The 21054-nt window shown below is 54.4% G+C and carries 22 protein-coding genes and 1 tRNA gene; 7 read left to right on the top strand and 16 right to left on the bottom strand.

Annotated elements, in window-relative coordinates:
- Nucleotides 1-149: 149 nt before the first annotated feature.
- The gene (locus XM38_RS24400; protein WP_080805052.1) at nucleotides 150-641 is read right to left on the bottom strand and encodes a ribonuclease toxin HepT-like protein; all 492 of its coding nucleotides are present in this window, start codon (nucleotides 639-641) and stop codon (nucleotides 150-152) included.
- Nucleotides 638-1006 carry a nucleotidyltransferase family protein gene (locus tag XM38_RS26255; RefSeq protein WP_080805054.1) on the bottom strand — a complete coding sequence of 123 codons (369 nt, stop codon included), beginning with the start codon at nucleotides 1004-1006 and terminating at the stop codon, nucleotides 638-640. The genes XM38_RS24400 and XM38_RS26255 overlap by 4 nt, the downstream gene beginning before the upstream one ends.
- 135 nt (nucleotides 1007-1141) lie before the next feature.
- Here XM38_RS26255 and XM38_RS24390 point away from each other — a divergent pair, with 135 nt between their 5' ends.
- Entirely contained in the window at nucleotides 1142-1381 is a 240-nt protein-coding gene (locus XM38_RS24390) for a hypothetical protein (protein ID WP_080805056.1), read from the top strand.
- Nucleotides 1378-1833 carry an HNH endonuclease gene (locus XM38_RS24385; protein WP_088431346.1) on the top strand — a complete coding sequence of 152 codons (456 nt, stop codon included), beginning with the start codon at nucleotides 1378-1380 and terminating at the stop codon, nucleotides 1831-1833. Before XM38_RS24390 ends, XM38_RS24385 begins: the two co-directional genes overlap by 4 nt.
- A 50-nt stretch (nucleotides 1834-1883) precedes the next feature.
- On the opposite strand, the gene XM38_RS24380 is transcribed toward XM38_RS24385, so the two are convergent.
- The 7 genes from XM38_RS24380 to XM38_RS24350 form a co-directional block, all read right to left on the bottom strand.
- Nucleotides 1884-2111, bottom strand: coding sequence for a hypothetical protein (locus XM38_RS24380; RefSeq protein ID WP_080805060.1), 228 nt, complete (start codon nucleotides 2109-2111; stop codon nucleotides 1884-1886).
- Nucleotides 2112-2252: 141 nt separating this feature from the next.
- Complete coding sequence (locus tag XM38_RS24375; RefSeq protein ID WP_080805062.1) at nucleotides 2253-2666, bottom strand: fasciclin domain-containing protein; 414 nt, start codon at nucleotides 2664-2666, stop codon at nucleotides 2253-2255.
- 152 nt (nucleotides 2667-2818) lie between these two features.
- Nucleotides 2819-3004 carry a hypothetical protein gene (locus tag XM38_RS24370; protein WP_080805064.1) on the bottom strand — a complete coding sequence of 62 codons (186 nt, stop codon included), beginning with the start codon at nucleotides 3002-3004 and terminating at the stop codon, nucleotides 2819-2821.
- Nucleotides 3005-3149: 145 nt separating this feature from the next.
- Nucleotides 3150-4451: a CO2 hydration protein gene (locus XM38_RS24365; protein ID WP_088431344.1), complete on the bottom strand. Its 1302-nt coding sequence runs from the start codon at nucleotides 4449-4451 to the stop codon at nucleotides 3150-3152.
- A gap of 25 nt (nucleotides 4452-4476) precedes the next feature.
- Entirely contained in the window at nucleotides 4477-6057 is a 1581-nt protein-coding gene (locus XM38_RS24360; protein WP_088431342.1) for an NADH-quinone oxidoreductase subunit M, read from the bottom strand.
- Nucleotides 6058-6137: 80 nt separating this feature from the next.
- Nucleotides 6138-7982 (bottom strand): NAD(P)H-quinone oxidoreductase subunit F, encoded by a 1845-nt coding sequence (locus XM38_RS24355; protein ID WP_080805070.1) that lies wholly within the window; start codon nucleotides 7980-7982, stop codon nucleotides 6138-6140.
- 409 nt (nucleotides 7983-8391) lie between these two features.
- Nucleotides 8392-9195, bottom strand: coding sequence for a PD-(D/E)XK nuclease family protein (locus XM38_RS24350; protein WP_080805072.1), 804 nt, complete (start codon nucleotides 9193-9195; stop codon nucleotides 8392-8394).
- Nucleotides 9196-9620: 425 nt separating this feature from the next.
- Between XM38_RS24350 and XM38_RS24345 the strand changes: the two genes are divergently transcribed.
- Nucleotides 9621-10145, top strand: coding sequence for a LabA-like NYN domain-containing protein (locus tag XM38_RS24345; protein WP_080805074.1), 525 nt, complete (start codon nucleotides 9621-9623; stop codon nucleotides 10143-10145).
- 362 nt (nucleotides 10146-10507) lie between these two features.
- Here the strand turns inward: XM38_RS24345 and XM38_RS24340 are convergent.
- The 3 genes from XM38_RS24340 to sfsA form a co-directional block, all read right to left on the bottom strand.
- A tRNA-Glu gene (locus XM38_RS24340) sits at nucleotides 10508-10580 on the bottom strand.
- A gap of 218 nt (nucleotides 10581-10798) precedes the next feature.
- Nucleotides 10799-11074: an Npun_R1517 family heterocyst differentiation transcriptional regulator gene (locus XM38_RS24335; RefSeq protein ID WP_080805076.1), complete on the bottom strand. Its 276-nt coding sequence runs from the start codon at nucleotides 11072-11074 to the stop codon at nucleotides 10799-10801.
- 516 nt (nucleotides 11075-11590) lie between these two features.
- Entirely contained in the window at nucleotides 11591-12316 is a 726-nt protein-coding gene (gene sfsA, locus XM38_RS24330) for a DNA/RNA nuclease SfsA (protein WP_080805219.1), read from the bottom strand.
- A gap of 129 nt (nucleotides 12317-12445) precedes the next feature.
- On the opposite strand from sfsA, the gene XM38_RS24325 reads away from it, so the two are divergent.
- The 3 genes from XM38_RS24325 (at nucleotide 12446) to XM38_RS24315 (ending at nucleotide 16143) form a co-directional block, all read left to right on the top strand.
- Nucleotides 12446-13375 carry a putative selenate ABC transporter substrate-binding protein gene (locus tag XM38_RS24325; protein ID WP_080805078.1) on the top strand — a complete coding sequence of 310 codons (930 nt, stop codon included), beginning with the start codon at nucleotides 12446-12448 and terminating at the stop codon, nucleotides 13373-13375.
- Between the two features lie 13 nt (nucleotides 13376-13388).
- On the top strand, nucleotides 13389-14138 hold the full coding sequence (locus XM38_RS24320; RefSeq protein WP_187329533.1) for a phosphonate ABC transporter ATP-binding protein: 750 nt from the start codon (nucleotides 13389-13391) through the stop codon (nucleotides 14136-14138).
- 253 nt (nucleotides 14139-14391) lie between these two features.
- The gene (locus XM38_RS24315) at nucleotides 14392-16143 is read left to right on the top strand and encodes a PhnE/PtxC family ABC transporter permease (RefSeq protein WP_256995729.1); all 1752 of its coding nucleotides are present in this window, start codon (nucleotides 14392-14394) and stop codon (nucleotides 16141-16143) included.
- Between the two features lie 21 nt (nucleotides 16144-16164).
- On the opposite strand, the gene XM38_RS24310 is transcribed toward XM38_RS24315, so the two are convergent.
- The 3 genes from XM38_RS24310 to XM38_RS24300 form a co-directional block, all read right to left on the bottom strand.
- Nucleotides 16165-18087, bottom strand: a complete 1923-nt coding sequence (locus XM38_RS24310; RefSeq protein ID WP_080805080.1) for a glycoside hydrolase family 55 protein — start codon at nucleotides 18085-18087, stop codon at nucleotides 16165-16167.
- Between the two features lie 293 nt (nucleotides 18088-18380).
- Nucleotides 18381-19475, bottom strand: coding sequence for a phospho-N-acetylmuramoyl-pentapeptide-transferase (gene mraY, locus XM38_RS24305; protein ID WP_088431340.1), 1095 nt, complete (start codon nucleotides 19473-19475; stop codon nucleotides 18381-18383).
- A 174-nt stretch (nucleotides 19476-19649) separates the two neighbouring features.
- Nucleotides 19650-19901 (bottom strand): DUF3134 family protein, encoded by a 252-nt coding sequence (locus XM38_RS24300; RefSeq protein WP_080805082.1) that lies wholly within the window; start codon nucleotides 19899-19901, stop codon nucleotides 19650-19652.
- A gap of 262 nt (nucleotides 19902-20163) precedes the next feature.
- Here XM38_RS24300 and XM38_RS24295 point away from each other — a divergent pair, with 262 nt between their 5' ends.
- The gene (locus tag XM38_RS24295) at nucleotides 20164-20757 is read left to right on the top strand and encodes a PAP/fibrillin family protein (RefSeq protein WP_080805084.1); all 594 of its coding nucleotides are present in this window, start codon (nucleotides 20164-20166) and stop codon (nucleotides 20755-20757) included.
- Nucleotides 20758-20773: 16 nt separating this feature from the next.
- Here the strand turns inward: XM38_RS24295 and XM38_RS24290 are convergent, their stop codons facing one another.
- A complete protein-coding gene (locus XM38_RS24290; RefSeq protein WP_080805086.1) occupies nucleotides 20774-21052 on the bottom strand; it encodes a hypothetical protein in 279 nt (92 codons plus the stop codon).
- Between the last annotated feature and the right edge of the window lie 2 nt (nucleotides 21053-21054).

Raw genomic sequence — 21054 nt, 5'->3', positions numbered from 1 at the left:
GTTGATTTAGCTTCCACGGGTATCACACTCCCGTCATTGCTCTGAAAATAGACACGATTTTCATCGTTTGGTGTGGCGCGTCAGCGACATAGACGATTCCTACATCTCGCGGAGCGTGCCCAGAATCAAAAGCCATCCCTAAGCCCAATTCACTCAGCACCGGCAGCCTGCTCCAGCCAGTCAGCAAACTGGGAGAGCTCGCGCTGGATCTGAGCGTCAACTGCGTGTAGATGCCGCACTAATGGCACAATCTGCTCCACATCTAGGCTAAAGCTATAGACATTGCGCACGACATGGCGAAAGCCGCGATAGCGATCCAAGCGAGTGCGCGTTTCTGGACTGAGAACCGCAGGACGCACCCCAGGAATATCCGCCGTCATCTGCTGCAGTAGCTCCCGATGCCAGGCCGATCCCATAGGTTTCTCCCGATCAATGCGATCGGCGATAACCTCCAGCAGCCGCTCAATGCCAGCATAGAAACTGTGTAGGTTAAGAGCTGTGGCATCCACTAAGAACTCATTGCCCCTCGGTTGAGTCGATGTATACAGCTGCCAGATTTGCTGTACTCGCTCAACCACCTGGGTAATTTCAGTCAGTTCTTGGCGAATGCGCCCGGCAATGGTTAGATAAGTCGTCCTCAAAGCTCCTGTCCCTCCGCCTCAATCACCCCCCGCAACCGTGGGGGACAGGTTTCTAGGCGAATGACATCCACCTTGAAATCCGACAGATCTTGCATCTGGGCAATGGCGGCCAAGTGATCCCAAGCAGAAAGTCCCGCAACGGCCAAGTCAATATCCGAGGTCATGGAAAACCACTCTGGATGCAGCAAGGAGCCAAAGACAATCACCTGGATCGCCCGAAACTCTTGCTTCAGGATGTCACCGCCCTGCCTCGCCACCCCCCAGGCCGCCTGCCAGCGCTGCTGCCGCTGCTGCTGAGCCTCTGCCTCTCGCAGCCGCAGCGTCTGCCGATAGGTGGCCATGTTTTCTGGGCGAATAGCTTTCACGGTGATTCCATCGGTTAGGCAGGCACTGCCATTCCTCCCAGAGGCATTGTACGGGAGGCAGTGCCGGGGGAACACGCTAACCCGCCGCATCATAGGGTCTAAAATACAGGTACAGCGTTCGTCCATACCCCGCCAATGATCACCCAAACGATGGTTCAGCCCTCATCTTGGGTTGATTCAGGAATTACCCTTCGCAAAGTCCGCAACCAGTATCTCTTCAAATTTACAGACTCCTTGCAAGCTCGGCTCGACAACCTGAACGAACGGCACAAATGCGATCGCTTGACAGATGAAGAACATGCTGAGCTGGCTGGGCTGCTTGAGCTAGACCGGATTTTCACCCTGCTCAACGCCAAAATCATCGCCGAAGCATGACCATCCGCCCTGGCATGCGGCAACAGGTGCAGCAACGCGCCAGCTATCTCTGTGAATACTGCCACTCTCCTGAAGATGCTAGTGCAGCCCGATTTGCGGTCGATCACATTCTGCCCCGTTCCTTGGGAGGGCCAGATCAACTGGATAACCTTGCCTTGGCCTGCCAACGTTGCAACAGCTATCGCTACAACTTCACGACAGGCATCGATCCAGAAACAGATGAGACCGTACCGCTATTCAATCCACGAGAACAGATTTGGGCAGACCATTTCAGGTGGTCATCCGATGGCCTGAGAATTATTGGCACGACACCTTGCGGGCGGGCCACCTGTCACAGACTGGACTTGAACGATGATTTCCACAATGAAGGCTCTATTCTGAAAGCCAGAAGGTTGTGGATTAAGGGGGGCTGGCATCCCCCTGAACATGATCCACGAGAGGAAGGCACTTAACCCGAAGCTGAGGATGCTGCTGCGACGGAAGGCAGCGCCGGGGGAACACGCTACCCCGCCAGATGCTGCCGAAAGTAGGTCTCATACACCTGACAGCGGGGTACCACCGCCTGCACACTGCTGCGCCGCCGCACCAGACCCGCCCCCCGCAGCTTGAAGAAGACGGTGTGGGTCTGGCCCAGGGCCTCGAACTGGGTCGAGGGCAATTCTTGCAGGGCCCGATACAGCCGCAACCGCTGGGCAGCCGCACCCTGCTGGCCGGTAGGATCTGGAGCCATAGCGAAGGAGGCGTGATCATACGGGTGGAGTCTCTGCTGCCATCATAGGCCAAACCACACCTGGGGACGTCATGGCCATTTGCCTACAGTTATGACCGAGTCTGCATGACCCCAGCTACATCCATGACCTCAACCATGTCCTCATCCCATCAAGATCACCCGGTCCAAGACATGGATGATACCGTTGTCGGCTTCGATGTCGGCGGCCAGCACCGTGGCATTTTTCACTTCAAAGCCATCGGTGCCCCCTTCGTTGCCATCGATGGGAATAGGTGCTCCCTCGACAGAGTCCACCTGTCCCAGGCGGATCAGATCGGCTTGAGTGTACTTACCGGCAGCCACATGATAGGTGAGGATGCGGGCCAGTTGCGGTGGATTTTGCACCAGTGTTTGCACCGTCCCTGGCGGCAGCTGGGCGAAGGCCTCGTCGTTGGGGGCGAAGACGGTGAACGGACCGGGGCTTTGCAAGCTCTCCACCAGACCGGCAGCCTGAACAGCCGCGACCAGGGTCGAGAATCCGTCTGTGTTGATGGCGATGTCGGCGATGGTCGGCATGGGTCTTTAGGTAACGGGAACAACGGAGAACAGGTAGGCGGGAGGAGTGATGAGTGACGAGTGATGAGTGACGAGTGATGAGTGATGAGTGATGGGGTGTAGGCGCAGCCTGCCCGCAGGGCTTAGGGGTGATGGTGATGGGGTGGTGTAGGTCATCGCCTCTCTCCATCAATGCGACCCACTTCATCACTGTTAACCGACATGTCCTGCCGCAGGTCTAGGTCAGGATGATCTAGATGCATAGGGGGTGTGGGTATCTGGGCGGCCAGGGTGAGGCCGGCGATCATGACGGCGGTGGCCATGAAGATGGGATCGAGGTCGTCGAGGAGCTGTTTCATGGGTGGCAGAAGAAATGGGGCACGGGGGCATGGGGCAAGGAAAGGGAAGGAGTGGTGAGATTAGTTTTGAAGTTTGAATGTTGAGTTTTGAATTAAAACCCTATAGCAGACACTAGGAACTCAACACTAAGAACTCAACATTTCCCTAACGATAGTCCTGGCGCTGGATATCCCGCAGCCGGGCTTCTGGGCGCAGGAATCGATCCATTTGGGCCTCGAAGAAGGCACGATTGGCCTGGCGATGGCGCGGATTAGGATCATCTAAGGGATACAGTAGAGCCGTGCGCAGGGCCTGAATCACGGCGGAGGTGACGTTATACATGGACCGTTGGAAGGTAATCCCCAGTTGAATCAGCATGTCGTCTTCGCCGCGGCAGTACTGGCGGTAATGGTCCAGCAGGTAAGGGGGGAGAAAATGCAGCATGTCTTGCATCAGCAGGGTGGGGGGAATGCCGGCACTGCCCACCGGGAAGACATCGGCGTAGAGGATGCCGTAGTGGAAGTCGTGCTGGTCATCAGGCACTTGGTGGGCTTGGGCGTTGTAGGACTTGGTGCCGCGGAAGGGGGCAGTGCGGTAGAACACGGCTTCCACATAAGGCAGAGCAGCCTCGTAGAGCCAGGTGAAGCCACAGGATTTGGGGATTAACTCGAAGCATTCGCCGTCAATATAGACATGGTGGTAGATGGGACGCCCGGCCACGGCGAAGATGCCGTTGACTAGGAAATCCATGGCGTCGGGGACTCCCTGGAAGCCGCCCTCGTCGTAGATGTCTGACATCTCGAAGAAAACCGGAGCCATTACCTCCCAGAACAACCCTAGGTTGGCGTAGTAGGAGAGTTCTCGACATTTTTCGTAGAACATCTCCGGGAATAGCTTGTGCAGGCCCAGCATCAGCGGGTTGCCTTTGAAGTAGGCCTTGATGGTGCGATCGCATGCCTGCTTGTACTCATCCGTGTACAAATAATCATTGAAGCGGCCGCCCATATCCTGATGCCAGAACATCGCCTGCATACAGGCCTCGGCAAACTCCATATTCACCCGGTCATGCCAGAGGTGATGGAATAGCTTCGGCCACCTGCGCTTCACTTCCCCCTGGGCCATGAACTCCAACAACTCCGGATGGGCCGTAGCCGGTCCCCGCCAGATGCGTAGATCGGCGGTATCTCCGGCATAGTGATTGGGCAGATCCAGATACTCTTGGGGCAGAAAGTACTTAAAGGCTGGCAGCGGATCCAAGAATACCCGCTCGGCAATGTAGAGCAGATCCCGCCAGTAAAAGTCCATCGGTACGGCATAGGCCTTATAGATAGCGATGATCTGCATCAAGTTGTCCGGCGTATCCGGCAGCATCGAGCCCCCAGCCTCCAGGCGATGAATCACATCGGCATGGGGATGGCGGGACGGTGGAATGATTGAAGATGGAGAGGATAGGGTTGCCGTCGTCATAGATGAGCCTCCAGTAGCGTCTCTATCAAATACATGGCTGAGTCGGATTCGGGGATGGGTTGGAACCAGAAGGCATCGGCTCGGCTGCAGACACCGTCAAGCCTGAGGAGGGGGCAGCCGTGGTCGCCGATGGAGTCGGCACTGGTTCCGTCATCGCCGTCATGACCGTCGTCGCCGCCGACTCTCCCCAAGACATCAGAGCCTGGGGCTGAATGCCAAAAAACAGAATCATGGCAGCCAACACAAAGGCAGGAAACCGTTCCGAAAACTCCACCTTGGGAAAATAGGCAATGGCATTATCCAAGCGGCCAAAGCAAGTGCGATTCAGCAAAATCACGAAGTACACCGCTGTCACCCCTGTACCCACTACCCCCAATAGGGTGGGGATCGGATAGACCTGATAACTGCCCTGAAATACTAGAAACTCAGTCACGAATCCCATCAGACCCGGGATCCCGGCACTGGCCATGCCAGCCATCACCAACAGGGCACTGACCATAGGCAGGCCCCGAATCGGGTTCATCAATCCATTCAACACATTTAGTTCCCGAGTCCCCACCTTGGCTTCCACAATGCCGACTAGGTGGAACAGAATCGCCAGAATCACCCCATGGGAAACCATCTGAGTCACGGCTCCAGTCAGGGCCAGATCGGTCAAGGCCGCTCCCCCTAGGAGCACATAGCCCATATGACCAATGGAACTGTAGGCCACCATACGCTTGATATCTTTTTGGGCAATGGCCGTAACCGCTCCGTAAATGATGCTGATGGCCGCCCATATCGCTAAGTAAGGGGCCAAAGTGGTCCAGGCATCGGGAAAGAGGGTGAGCCCGAAGCGGAAGATGCCATAGGTGCCGAGCTTGGCCAGGACGCCGCCCAGAAGCATGGCCACCGGGGTAGACGCCGCCACATAGGTATCAGGCAGCCAGGTATGCAGGGGCACTAAGGGAATCTTGATGCCAAACCCCACTAGCAACAGCCCCAGCAGGATAAACTGCCAGGTCACCGGCAGCGACTCCCCCATCACGGCCCGGAAGGTGAAGTCGGTGGCACCACTGAGCCAGACCGTCCCCAGGAATCCTGCCAGGATCAATACCCCCGAGGTGGCGGTGTAGAGCAAGAACTTGGTAGCCGCATAGACTCGCTTTTCGCCTCCCCAGATGCAAATCAGCAGATAGAAAGGCACTAGCTCTAGCTCGTACAGCAGGAAGAACAACAATAGATTTTGAGCCAGGAAGGCACCGGCCACGCCACCGCTAACAAACAGCAACAGTCCATAGAACAGACGGGGCCGCTCTATTTGGGGCGAACTACTCCATACCGCAATCCAGGTGATCAGGCTGTTGAGGGCCACCATCAGCAGGGACAGACCATCCAGGCCGAGGTCATAGTTTAGCCCCAGCGCCGGTAGCCAGGGTAAATATTCATGGCATTGCAGCCCGCCTTGATTCAGGTCATATTGGCTAAACAGCCATAGGGTCCAGAGAATAGCGGTACCCGATATGGCCAGGGCACCGGCCCGGGCCTGCTGCCCCGTGACGCGTAGGGGTAAGCCGCCGATTACCAAGGCGCCGAGGATGGGGAGCCAAATTAAAGGACTAAGCATGGTGCGTGATCCGGTAAACGAACACTAGTGAATAAATTGCGAATGAATGATGATCACCCTTGTTGCCCTGTTGGAGGACACTACCAAGGCAGGTACTGCCAACTCATCAGCAGCGTGATCACAATTACCCCCAGCGATATGGTCAGGGCGTAGAACTGGAATTGGCCGGTGTTGCCATATTTCAGCGTTTCTCCACCGAATACGGAGGCCAAGCCCACCAGGTTGACAAACCCATCGACCACATAGCGATCCAGCCAGTCGGTCAAGCGCGATAGGCTATCGACGAACCAGACTACGGTGGCTCGATAGAGCCGAGGAGTATAGAAGTCATAGGCCAGCAGTTGCTGAATGCGTCGCTCCACTAGGGCAGTAGGGTTGTCCACGAGGCGAGTAATGTAGATCAAGGTTGCGATCGCAAGTCCCAACAGACTGGACCAGATCGTCAGCAACGCCATATCCTTATTCAGTGCCATCCAGGTGGGCAGGAGCCCGAGACCTTGCAGTATCAGGGGCAGGTGTAGAGTTAGGCCCAGGCCAATGGTCATGGGCATCACCATCAGCCAGATAGGCTCAGGGGCTCGTATCGTCATCTGTTGAGACGATCCGGCAAATATCAACCCAAACAATCGCATCAGGCTAAACGCCATCACCCAATTCACCAACAACACGATGGCCACCAACAAGCCTTGATGGTCGACCCAGAGACCATCGAGCAGCTTCAGTAAGGCCCAAAACCCACCAAAGGGGGGAATGGCCACAAAGCCAACTATGCCGACCAGCATTGACAGTCCCGTCACCGGGCGGCGAGACCACAGCCCCCCTAACTGAGTCACATCCTGAGTAATGCAGTTAATGATGATAGAGCCGGCCGACATGGTCAGGAGTGCATTGGCCAAGGCATGGGTCAGCACCAACAATAGAGCGGCCTCACTCTGATGGGCTCCCACGGCGATGAACACCAACCCCATCACCGCACTGGTCAAGTAAGACAAGATTCGCTTGATATCGATCTGAGCTGCCGAGATCAGGGCACCCCCTACGGCTGTAATCGCTCCGATGGCGATCGTGATCTCACAGGCCGTCGGCGACAGAAATATAACCGGTTCCAACTTGATCAAGACCCAGGCACCCGTAGCCACCACCACCGTATTCCGCAGAATCGTGCTGGGCAACGCCCCTTCCATCACCTCATCCAGCCACAAATGCAGAGGAAACTGGGCGCACTTACTCATGGGGCCAGCCACCAGGGCCACGGCGACCAGAGTCATCAGCGTTGGATCGACCTCAGCCGTCTGGGCCCAGATCGCCAGCTGGTCAAAGTCCCAGGTGCCCGCCAACGGATAGAGGGCTAAGACTCCCATCAGCAAGACCAGATCGCCGACCCGCTTGGTTAGAAAGGCATCGCGGGCCCCCGTAACCACCAGGGACTGGTTGTACCAGAAGCCCACCAGCAAATAGGTGCCCAAGGTGAGAATCTCCAGCAGCATATAGCTGAAGAAGAGGGAATTACACAGGAGCAAGGCACACATGCCGGCCTCGAAAAAGGCCAACATGGCATAGAATCGCGCCCACCCCCAATCCATCTCCAGATAGCCCACAGCGTATATCTGGGCCAAGAGATTGAGGCCAGTGACCAATATGGCCCCCCCTAAGGTCACCGCTGAAATTTCCAGGGGCAGAGTGAACTCAAATCCAGTCACCTGCAGCCAAGGCAAGTAGTACATCTGAGCCGGCTCGCCCCAAGCTTGAATACAGGCCATCAAACTGTGGAGAAACGCCACCAGGGTCATGACCAAATTGATGTAGCCTGCCGGGCGAGGCCCGGTGCGCCGGATGAAGGCTGGAGACCAGGGAATGGTCAAAACAGCTCCCAGCAATGGATAAAGAGGAATCAGCCAACTGCTCTGGATCAAAATCTGCTGCATGGATGATAAGCCCACAGGTAGTCACATCAACAAACCATAGCCAGTTAACGACATCCGCCTAGACAGGCAAACTGCCTTTGCAGTCGGCCAGCTAGCCACTGCCAGCCCTGAGACAGGTAATTACTGCAGCCGCACCAGATGACTGCTGCGATCAGCCTAGCCGGAAAGTCGAACCTGAATCTATGAAGCCTTAGTTTTGGATAGACAAAAATCTATATAAAGAAAAGTTTAGCGTCCCGAGGGTCAGGAGTCCACCGTTTTGATAGTCTTTTGTCAATCATTTATTAAATATGATTGATATGAATCAATAATAGGTATCACAAATGCTCGTCAAGTTCGGGCCGACCTGCCAGAGACGTCATCAAGCCACCTGCAGCCCCTAAGACCTGGGCTCAGCTAACCAGATCGCTTAGATCGGCACCTCGGCAATAGTGGCTGGGGCTGGCCAGCCATCGCTGGTTCCAGGTTCTGAGTGGTTGTGGCGCTGACACCGAATCACAAAGGGGCAGCGATCGCAAATCCCCTGACTAATATCCACCTGAGGAAACGGTCGCGATTGGTACCTGAGTTGGCTCAGCTGGTTTGTCAGCCTCAAAAGATCGCGGCGGGTTTGCTCATGGCGCTCTAGGGAATAGCCTAATCGAACTCGCTGAGGTGTCCAATCTCCAGTTTGAGGATCTCGACAACGCACAAACCAATAGGTCATCGCCACCTGTTCAGGAAGTAGCTCGGTGGTTTCTACTAACAAGTAGAGATAGAGACGAGTTTGCCAGTCCTGCTGCAAGGCTGCGGAACTGCGGGGAGACAAATGCGTCTTCCAATCAAGGATGTGGCCAGTATTCGCGGTCAATATCAGGAGATCGTAAATGCCTGTCAGGAGATAACCATTACAGGCCAAGGTCCGGCGATGCTCACTCTGGCGGAATGGAGTTCCCCCTTTCTGGAACAGATCTGGCGCTGCCTCTAACAAAGCGCTCAGACACCCCAGCAAATCAGCGCCGTCGGCTGGCAAAGGCGTCAACGGCAATCCCAAGATTTGCTGTTGCATGAGCCGATGAAACTGACTTCCCCATCGCTGACCGTATAACTGATCAGGATCTATCGGCCCAGATAATCCATCCAGATAGACATGCTGAAATTTACGAGGACAGACTTCCAACAATGTCAGGTGTCCTTGGGAAAGGGGGAGCAACGCATCTGGATCAGTCATCATGACTGCTAAATCCAACAGAACAGGAGTATTATGCTAAAGTAGTGTTTATTATCTATACTGTTAACTCTCACTTGTATGATAACCAGGTTGGTATTTACAGCTGTTCAGACAATCTTTTCTAAGAAGGTCTAAGCCCAAACTCCATACAAGTCATCGGTAGGCTATGTTCTTCCCTTCCGGATTCTTCTCAGGGGGCATATGTCTACTTATTTTAATTTTGTGGCCGCTGACTTACCCAATAAATAGAGGTTCAATAGATAGAAGGTCGATGACCGTTGACTCTTTACTGTTAATGTCATTCATATATAACTTTACTAGCATATCCCAACTATTTTCCATAACAACCCTCGGCAGTTAAAATTTATATGGCACCCAAAAATACACTTATTACCCCTCCTATTCATGTTGATCAGTCCCGCCCTTCTATGTCGAACTACCTGAAGCGTCTTTCTATCTTTATAGATGGAAATAATATGTTTTACGCTCAGCAGAAAAACGGGTGGTTCTTTGATCCAAAACGAGTCCTTGAATATTTCACCCATGAAGATGGTGGGCTCCGCTTAGTCAATGCTTTCTGGTACACAGGACTCAAGGATCCTCAGGATCAGCGGGGGTTTCGAGACGCATTAATTAGCTTAGGATACACAGTCCGCACCAAGATCTTAAAGGAGTATTACGACGATAACTCAGGTCGGTACTCTCAAAAAGCAAATTTAGATATTGAAATTGTTGTAGATATGTTTAATACGGTCGATCAGTATGATCGGGTCGTATTGTTCAGTGGTGATGGTGATTTTGAACGGGCCATTGAACTGCTGCGCTCTAAGAGCACACACATTACTGTAGTATCCACTGAAGGCATGATTGCTCGCGAGCTACGCAATGCTACCGATCGCTATCTCGATCTCAACAGCTTGAGACCTTATATTGAAAAAGCAGACAATATTTAAATTGATAGCAACCACGCAATACATTGGTTTTACATACCTGGTTTTACATAACGTCGACCAGCCGACTCGACTGATCCGTAGTTGTCAAGTTTAAAGCGATCAATTGATCCTATACTGCACAATAGTTAGTAACGGCGGCTATAAACATCGTTCACTAAACTATTCTTGCCGATAGCAAGAGGCGATGCTAGAACCAGATTGGAATAGATAGCATTAATGGAGATAAGACCTAGATAAGAAGAATCTCAGCTCTCCCGATAAGTTCAGCACATGAACCCACTAGTCAATAAATGTAAAAAGCCCTGAAGGACTTTGGCATCCTCAGGGCCTTTTATCTTTCAGAATCTTTCAGACTTGAAATATACCCCCAGGGGAATTCGAATCCCCGTCGCCTCCGTGAAAGGGAGGTGTCCTAGGCCTCTAGACGATGGGGGCGCGTTTTTCAGACGATTTTTAGTATAGCCAAGGGGGTATACCGTGTCAAACATTGCTGCTTAAGGGGCATGTTTCTGTTAGAAAATCCTATGACGCGACTGCGGTCGAACATGACGCGACTCGGTGATAGCCTTAGCCCTGACAGAGCTGGCCACCGGCGTCTCTTAGTCTGCGTCTGGGGCATCGGGATACATTATCCTAAGTCTCTTGGCTCTATCCTAATGAAGCCAGCTGGCATTGCGAAGGCGGATCAATTGACGTCGCATCGCCGGAGAGGCGTTGACTTCATTGATCTCTTGGATGGATACCTTTGATTTCAGGGCTTCTAGGTATTCATCGTCGCCGTAGGCAAAGGCATCTACTAGGGTCTCAAGAAGATGGTCACGGTCGGCCATCGTGCCCTTTTCCTCGATCAGGCGAAATTTGAGGGTTACCTCACATTCGTAGACCCCGAGTTCCTGATTGGATGGTTGAGGTTGTGCGGAACTGCTCATGAGTTGCGTGTCCCATTTCCAGATAGATAGGTAGTAGCTTGAGGTGAAGTATCCTCGCTGCCACCTTGGATAAAGCTGCAGTGGACAGGTTCGAATGATGTCCCTTTAAAGGTTTCCCACAAAGCTGTGGTTACGCACTTGAACAGAAGCATCTTCGACCTCTGAGGATTAGCTCAACTGCAGAACTGGACTAGCGTCCTGCAGCAGAACGGATGTCAGATGCTGACAATACTGCAACTATTTTTATAAAACCAGCCACCTATGGCGGAATCACGCTCCCCTGGTCAAGTTCACGGGATCCATACAGATCGGTAAGTGTGACTTTAAGCCGCTGAAATGTCTATGTATTCTTGCGGATAGGGCTTTGGCAATGCCCTCAGCGAGAATGCGGATAGTGTAGGGATGGCCGATAGAGCACCGATGAAATCAAAGGGAAGTGGACTGCGGCACGAGTGCGACTAACCCGATTGGTAGCAGAGGGTAAGGGAGATAGCGACATGGTCAGGCCGTGACGACCTAGAGTTGTAGATCGGCTAATCCCAAATAGCGAATGCCCTTGGGAGAAATGTCAAAGCGGCAGGGAAGGACTTCTAAGCCCTGTGCGATCGCATAGCGCAGCAACCGCCCGTACTCTGGATCGGCCTGATCGCCTGGAGAAAACCGGGAACAATCGTTGCGATTGATGAAATACAGCATTACAGCCCGGGCTCTGGGTAGTAATTCAGTCAATTCCCGTAGGTGTTTCTGGCCCCGATCGGTGACAGTATCGGGAAAGAGAGCGAGGTCCCCTTGAGCCCAGGTGGTGTTTTTCACCTCCATGTAGATTCGTTGGTCCTGGTCGCTGGTGAGCAGGAAGTCTACCCGGCTCTTCTGATCATTGCCGTAGCGTACTTCCGAGCGAATCGTTTGGTAACTCCCTAAGGCTGGCAACAGATGGGCCTCTAGCACCGACTGAATCACGCGATTAGGTAGGGCCGTGTTCACCCCCACCCAGGTGGGCACCGTATCGTTCACTTCGGCCAATTCCCAGGTGTAGGCCAGTTTGCGCTTCGGGCTAGAGTGATGGGACACCATGACCTTGCCCCCGATATGGCAGATACCCGTCATCGGCCCGGTGTTAGGGCAATGGGCGGTAATTACCTCACCCGAGGCTAGCTCGATGTCGGCCAAAAATCGCTTGTACCGTTTACGTAAAATACCGGGATACAACGTGGGATAGGGATAGGTCCAGTCGGTGGTCATGGGGGCATGTCTATAGAGGCTGAGGCCCACTATAGCGGCTGCTGGTCTCCATATCCTACTGTTGGCTCTTAACGGCTCGGATTGGATACTGTTCTATAGCTGATATGTTGTCTTCGTCACAAGTGCCCTATGTTGCTATCTCGCCGCGCTATGGTTGCTGGGCTCTCTGGCCTGCTGATGGCGTCACTGCTGCCCGCATGCACCCCTTCCGCTGAGACTACGACTCCATCTGCTGACACCGCTTCGGAGCCATTGATGGTTGGCGCCATCCCCGATCAAGATCCAGAGAAGCTGCAGCGGTTGTATGGCAAGTTAGTTGACTATCTCAGTGCCGAACTCGGGGTGCCGGTAGAGTATCAACCCGTCACCGACTATGGGGCAGCGGTGACGGCCTTTAGGGTCGGCGATCTTGACTTAGTCTGGTTTGGGGGGCTGACGGGGGTGCAGGCTCGCCTGCAAGTCGAGGGAGCCCAGGCCATTGCCCAGCGAGACATTGACGCTGAGTTTCACAGTGTCTTCATTGCCAATACTGACAGTGGAATTGACCCGATCAATGACATTAGTGGCCTGAGCGTCTTCAACGGTCACAGCTTTACCTTTGGCAGTGAGTCGTCTACCTCTGGCCGATTAATGCCGCAACATTTTCTGCAACAGGCCGGGGTCTCCCTGGAGGATTTCAAGGGGGAGGTGGGCTTTTCGGGTAATCATGATGCCACCATCAAGCTGGTCGAGGCCGGCACCTATGAGGCGGGAGCGCTGAATGAGCAGGTGTGGCTGACTCGTCTGGAGGCGGGAGAGGTTGATCAAAGCCGGGTACGAGTCATCTGGCGCACCCCAGCCTATTACGATTACCACTGGGTGATTCACCCAGCAGTGACAGATCGCTACGGGGCCGGATTCATCGATCGGGTGCAACAAGCATTTCTCGATTTGGATGCCAGTGTGCCGGAGCACCAGGCGATCCTGGAGTTGTTTGGGGCAGAGACCTTTATGGCTACCGAGAATGCCAACTACGAGCAGATCGAGGCAGTGGGTCGCGCCATCGGCAAGATTCAGTAGTTCCTTGGTGATCATGGCCATGGCCACGCCCATGATTCAGCTGACCCGAGTTAGCCGCCGATTCGCAGCCGAGATGGCGGTGAGCCAGGTGAGCACTACTATCGCTGCTGGAGAACGGGTGGCCTTACTGGGGCCTAGCGGGGCGGGCAAGAGTACACTGCTGGCCTTACTCAATGGCTCCCTACCGATCTCATCGGGGCGGTTGCGAGTGCTGGGGCAGGATCTCAGTCGCTTACGGCCTAGTCAGTTGCGGCGGGTACAGCGACGGATTGGCACCATCTACCAGCAGCACCATTTGGTGCTGAATCTGCCGGTGATCCACAACGTCAATGCTGGGCACCTGGGCCGTTGGTCCCTGTTGCAGGCGGCTTGGTCGTTGGTCTGGCCCCTGGAAGTGGCCAAGGCGGCGCAGGCTCTGGAGCAGGTCGGTATTGCAGAGAAACTCTATGCCCGCACTGATCAACTATCAGGCGGGCAGCAACAACGGGTTGCCCTGGCTCGGGTGTTGGTGCAGGACCCGTCGGTCATTCTGGCGGATGAACCAACGGCCAGTGTCGACCCACAACGGGCGCAGGAGCTAATGTCGCTACTGTGTCAGCTAGCGGATACTGGCGACAAGACGCTGGTGGTGAGTTTGCACGATGTTGAGTTGGCTTACCGCCATTGCGATCGCATCTTGGGGTTGCGGCAGGGACGCCTGCTATTTGATGCGCCGGCAGCCCAGGTGAGCCCGGCTATGATTGCCGAGTTATATCAGCTGTAGCGACGAGATCGGGATTCATGGCCCTAGGCCACAAACAAGCGATGCTACCGATTCCCTACACTCAAGCGACAAACTCTATCCCTCCCTGGTGCCTCCCCTATGCCCTCCGGGCAGGCTACGCCTTTCATGTCGCTTGGCGAAACGACTGTAGCTCAGGGCAAGCCTAGCTTCCTTGCTTCCCAAGCCAATATAAGTGGCTTTGCCGGTGAAAACTGGTATGAGCCTGCGGTAGGATCACCTGGCTATCCCGTGTGTGACCCTATTTCTGTTAATGGCTACACCGTCGCTGCCTGCTTCTCCTGCCCGGCCCTCGCTGCTGACCCGGCGGACTGGGTGGCTGTGGTTGATGTTAGGTGCGATCGCCTGGTCGCTGCATCAAGCTGGCATCGGCCAACCTAGACAAGCCCTGGTGAACTGGGATGGACTATCTCAACTGGGGCAATTCTTCCAGGCTAGCCTCACCCCCGCTTTAGACCCGGAATTTCTGACCATTATTGGCAAAGCCACCGGGGTCACCCTGGCCTATGCTGTCTGCGGCACCACCCTCAGCATCCTTGTCGGCTTCGGTGGCGGCATCCTGGCCTCAGGAACTTGGTGGCGCACCCTATTTCCGGTGGGTCGCCCCCTGGGATGGCTAGCCCCTCTCCTGTGGATGACCTGCCGTAGTCTATTGGCGGTGCCGCGGGCAATTCACGAACTCTTGTGGGGGCTATTGCTTCTGCATGTCCTAGGGTTAGATCCCTTAGTTGCCGTACTGGCCATCACCATTCCCTTTGGAGCCATCGTCGCCAAAGTTTTTTCCGAGATCCTAGATGAGACCCCGCAGCAACCGCTACAAGCTCTACAAGCCGCCGGGGTGCCGCCACTATTAGCTTGGCTATACGGCTTGTTGCCCCAGGCCTTCCCCAATCTACTGTCCTACAGTTTCTACCGCTTCGAGTGTTCCCTGCGATCCTCAGCTGTCTTGGGAGTAATTGGAGCAGGCGGGCTAGGCTATGAAATCTTGCTCAGCCTGCAATCCCTCCGCTATCAGCAACTCTGGACCAGCTTCTACGCCCTGATTTTGCTCAACGGTGCCGTCGATCTATGGAGCGCCCTGGTGCGGCACCGTCTGGGAGTCACTAACCGTCTAGCATTGAACCTACCCCAGGCTGGATCGAACCAAAATAGTAACGGCGCGAGGTCCCCAACTCAGCAGAGACTCCGCCTGTCCTGGCTAGCCATCGCCATCGCCATTCCCCTTTGCTTTATTGCCCTCGAGCTGGATTGGCGTCGCCTGTGGTCTCCTCACAGTCGTACGCTCTTGGCAGACATTGCGACGACGGCTATTCCCACCTGGCCCAGTGGGGCTACCCTGGCCACTCTAATGCAGCTCTCGGGGTTAACCCTGGCCATGTCGATTTTGGCCATCAGCCTGGCTAGCAGTGGCGGCATCCTATTTTCCTTTTTAGGGGCCCAGACCATGCTTCTGCCCGGGGGACTGTTGTGCTCCAGCGATCAGAAGAAGCACTGGTCAATTGGTGCCTGGGCCATCCTATTGGGCAGTCGGGGACTGCTGTTGCTGAGCCGAGCTATTCCTGCCCCCATCTGGGCCCTGGTGTTTCTCTATGGCTTGTTCCCAGGAATTTTACCAGGGGCCTTGGCCCTAGCCGTCCATAACTTTGGGATTTTAGGCCGATTGATGGCAGAGGCCAACGAGAATCTGCCCACTGGGCCAGCCCGGGCTCTGCGGACCTTAGGGGCCTCGGCTAGCCAGGTGATTTTATACGGGATTTTACCCCAGAATTTGCCTGGTTTTCTGGCCTACAGCCTCTATCGCTGGGAGGTGTGTCTGCGGGAAACCGTGATCGTAGGCCTAGTAGGGGCTGGGGGACTGGGACGTCGATTAACAGAGCAACTCAGCAGTTTCGACTATGCTGGGTTGACAGTCACGCTGGCAGCCTTTCTACTGTTGACGTTGGCAGTAGATCTAGTCAGCCACCAAATGCGGCAAGCCCTACGGTAATTCGTGGTGCTCCCATCGACATCAGTTAGCGCTATAGCCGGTAAAGAGCGGCACCATCTTGCCATATTTCATCGGGTAGAGATCGGCAAGCTGTAAATCCCTGGTGATGTCGTTGCGACGTTCACGTACATAAGGCTTGTAAGCGCTGTTGTACCCGGCAAAGATGAGGGACTGACTGGAGTCTTCGTTGAGAAATCCCGCTACCCCCTCTGGAATAGGTCGATTGCCATAGATAAAGCCCCCCAGAAGCTCTGTTTGGCCTCCATTTCTCGTGGTGATAACGGTCACGTCCCGCTCGGTTTTTAGCCCCATGAGCCATAGGTCAGCGCCGTCGTTGTCAATGTTAATTGCTCCGCTTTCACGGCTAGCCTCTGGGTTCAACTGAGTGGCCCACACCTGCTGGTCTTTGAAATACCAACGCCGACCCGATACATTCTCAAGAAACATCTGATTACCGCTGACCAAATTTCGGTAACCATCCATGCCCAGGTTCTTTAGCACCAAGGTACGGCGAGAGGCGTGTTCAAAGCCGAATGCACTCCCTAGATTCGCTTCAAATCCTTCGATCATGACGGTGTCAGCAGTGCCATCGCCGATGCGAAAGACCGGTTTAGTGGTGGTATCAAATCCCTCGGCAGCGGTGATGATGGCCCCACCGATACCGACGATGCGCTGCACGTTTCCCCGCACCTCGATAGGAGCACTGACGATGTAATTGTTTCGGGGGAAATAGACTGTGGATTGTCCAGAATCAATGGCGGCTTGAATGGTGGCAGTATCATCAGCAGCGGCATCGCCGTCTACTTTTACCCAGTCTTGAGGATCATCCCAAATTACGTCTGGGGTGGGGGCTATGGTCAACCCTAAAGAGGCCGATGGACTCGGAAACAGGCTCAGCACATCATGGGAGACAAATTCCTTAACCGAACCCTGCAGTCTGCGAGTGGTCCCCTGGATTGTGCTGACGATGGCATGTTGGTACCCCTGAGTCGTGAGATCACGCACATACAGTCCCCCCTCGTTTGTGTTGTCGATGGCAACTTCCTCAGAGGTGCCGCCGTCCAGAGTCGCTCCCACAATCGTCAGTAAGCCATAAGCCGGATAGCCGTCACCGTCATTTTTGATGGCGGTGACCGTGTTATGGCTGACCAAGTTACGAATGCTCAAGACCTGGCGTTTGTTATACAGGCCGTAGGCTCGCTGGTGACGCAGGGTTAGGCCATCGACTGTGGCACTGTAGAGGGCGCCCTCATAGCTGAGGCCAATATTGAAGCCATCAATGGTGACTTGCTTGACTAGCAGGGGGCCGCCCACCAAGACCAACCCTGTTTCCCCCCCATAGTCAGGATCAGAGGAGCGTATGGTCACTGACTCGACGGAACCATAATTGTTGGCCTTAAAGCGGAGGCCAATGGCGTTATCGTTGCCACGACCCGTATCGATGGTCAAGTGGCGAATGGTGTTGCGAAACGCTGTAGCGCCGGGGCCGATAGCACAATCTAAGACGGGTCGAGGGGAGATGCCATCACCCTGAAACTCTGCAGCATTGTCTGTCAACTTAAGGACGGTTCCCGCTTGGCTTTGCCCTTGCAGGAAATAACGTTTACTGTTGCTGCCACTGGCTTCTGTGCAGCGAATAGAGCGACTAATCAAGTAGGTGCCATTGGGAAAGTAAATCTGTCGGATGCGATTCTCAGAGATAGCCGCTTGGATGGCGGCCGTGTCGTCGGTGGTACCATCCCCCTTAGCGAAGTAGGGCGCTGCTTTCACGTTGATCACTTCGGCCCCTGGGGGAAACTGAATATTTTCGGACTGGGCCGTTAATGGCCACAGGGCAATACCCAAGATCAGGCCGAGCCCCAGTAAAAAACTGAGCAACAACTGACTGCGGCGCCTGAATAGCTGCTGCTTCCAACCTGGGCCAGTCGATGGTAGCTGTTGCATGCTCAAGAAGCCCTAAATCCCTAATGGACATCGCAAAGGTCAACACCTATTGGTGCTGGCTATTGGTGCTGACTGGGCCTAGCCAACCTGGGATAGACGCCTCAGTTAGATCCAGCGGCTATTGATCGATGTCTCAGAGGCCAAATCCAGCGACCAATGACATGTCATCTTGGCACTGAAACAGGGCAGAGGAAAAGATAAGGGTCCTCAGCTTTAATGGGGCTTGCCAAGTGTCTGGCAGATGTGAGGGTGGGATAAAGCGGGCAACAGTTCAGGTCAATACTGCTCCACCTTTAGACAGCAAGGCCTAGGGCAATGACCACCAGGGCTGCTGCAGTCAGGTAGAAGGCGCCGACTACTTGAGTCTCTCCCCAGCCAGAGAGCTCTAAATGGTGATGCAGGGGTGCCATTCTAAAGAAGCGCTTGCCAATGCCATCAGGGCCTTTGGTGGCCTTATAGTAGCTGACCTGGATGATGACGGAGAGGGTCTCGGCACAGAACAGCAGGGTGACAATCAGCAAGCCAAACAGATTGCCACTGAGTATGCCAGCGGCAGCCAAGGCGCCCCCTAAAGCTAAGGAGCCAGTATCGCCCATGAAAACGCGAGCAGGGTTGTGATTGTGTACCAAAAAGCCCAGACAGGAACCGGCCATGGCCGCGCAAAAGAGCATTAACCCAGGATAGGCAGGAGCGATGAGAGCGCCCAAGCCCAATAATGCGATCGCACCAGTGCCGGCCATCAATCCATCTAGACCATCGGTCAAGTTGGTGGCATTACTCTCAGCAACTAATACAAAACCTGCCAGCGGCCAGAACAAAATGCCGAGGGGTAGACTCAATCCAGCCACCGTCATCGTGGTAATTGCTGTGGACTGAGACTCCAAGGTCCACAGACAAAACACGACGGCAAACCCGATCTGTAACATCAGCTTAGTGCGAGGAGAGATGCCCTGATTGGAGCGGCGACGCAGCACCTGCCAGTCATCTAGCCAGCCAATCAAACCGTAGGCAGCGGTTAGGGCAGAGACAGCCACCACCGTTTGACTCAGACCACTGGTGAGTAGCGCTACCGATAGGCCCACCGGGACAAAGAAAATGCCCCCCATGGTTGGGGTACCCGCCTTCTTCAGATGTCCCTGGGGCCCCTCCTGCCGGATGAACTGCCCCGCCTTCAAGGAACGCAATGCTGGCACGGCCCAGAACCCTAAGGCACTACTAATCACGGCTGCCAGCAGAAAGGGAATCGCCAGACAGGAGCCCGCCCGAAAGGGATGCCCCAACCACAGATCCAATCCCATTGCCGCCAGACTCAGACCTAGGCCTAAAATCCAGAGCAGGGCAGTTCCAGAAGGAGTGACTGATCGGGTCGACAAAAACTTAGCATCCACAAACTATCTCCTACACACTCACACCACACAAGGTTACAGGACTACTGACCATCGGCCTTTATCAGGGGCAATGCCAGACTAGAGTATCTACCTGATGTGATTCCCTCGATCTGGCTCTGGACGAGGCTAAGATCCGCCCAAGGATTCACGAGATGCCGTAATCACTTGCCAGCCCTAATCCTCATCATCGGCCTCATCACTGCTGACATCGTAGTCGTCGTCGTTGGAGTCTTCGTTGGCCATCAGATCCGAGATTTCTTCGTTATCGGGCTCATCTAACAAATTATCTGTAGATTCCCGCGGTTTGAGCCGCCCGGTGCTCTCTAACCAAGCCAAAATAGATACTTCTTGCGGATTGGATAGCACTTCTGCCGGTTGACTCCGGGGAATCTGGCGCAGAGAAGGGTTGTAAGCAGGTGAAGTCATAGGATAGGTGATGATGTACGGAGTCGCTCAAATATAGCGGCTTTTAGTATACAAAGGTGGATCTCGTTTGCCCAATCAACGTGAGCCAGAATGTTCGGTGATACATCGACAAAGGAGTTACCATCGGATTGTTAACTCATATTTTTATGAATGTCAATAAAACAATAGACATAGTTGATAATCTTTCGGTTTGTAGGGGGCATGCCGGGGTGGTTCCCGTCTACCCTGCTAATATCTACAGACTCAGGTCACGGCATCCGTCATGTTAGGCAAACCCGAGTTAAAAGCGGCCTTAGCCCCTCTAAATCGAGGTTTACTGGCCAGTCCCTCTGACCAGAAAGCGGTTCTAGCTGCGATCGCACGGCTCGAGGACCGCAATCCCTACCCCCAGCCCTTGGATACCCCCGAATTGCTAGACGGAAACTGGCGCCTACTGTATACCACTAGCCAAGACCTCCTGAATATTGATCGGGTACCACTGTTTAGCCTCGGTCCCATTTATCAGTGCATACGGCTCCAGGAACAACGCCTTTACAACATTGCCGAAGTCAACGGCCCGCCGTTGTTGGATGGCCTCGTCACCGTAGCCGCCCGCCTCACGCCGACATCTACCAAGCGAGTACAGGTGGGATTTGAGCGAGGTGTCTTTGGCTTGCGGTCATTATTGGGGTATCAAACCCCTGACGCCTGGATTCGCACCCTAGGCACTACAGACAAACTATCCCTACTCAAGGGGGTTGATTTTCGCATTGAGCGCCCACCAGAACAGCAGGGTTGGTTAGATATCACCTACATTGATGAAGACCTGCGCATTGGCCGCGGCAATGAAGGCAATGTCTTTGTCCTCAGCCGCTAAGCGCCACTGGTTTTGCCTAACGGGCCATGAATTCAATGGTGGGCAGGCGAGGGTCTTTGACTAGGCCCATCCCTTTGTACCCCCAACGATCGAGCACAGGCTTGAGTTGAGTAGAGGTTACCGACTCCACTGCAAACTGCTCGGCCACATCAGGGGCATGAGTATTTAAGTAGCTGAGGGCATCATAGTCAGCGGTGAACAGCAATAAATAGCGCTGGTCTTGCGCTTGATCACGGGCTGCCAAATATTGACCATCCTGGCGCGACCGTAGCAAATAGTAGAGTTGAGAGAGCATGG

Origin of the sequence: Halomicronema hongdechloris C2206, assembly GCF_002075285.3 — a bacterium.
Lineage (GTDB): Bacteria > Cyanobacteriota > Cyanobacteriia > Phormidesmidales > Phormidesmidaceae > Halomicronema_B > Halomicronema_B hongdechloris.
Note: the sequence above shows the minus strand (reverse complement) of the source record. Positions and strands in the feature narration are given on the sequence as shown.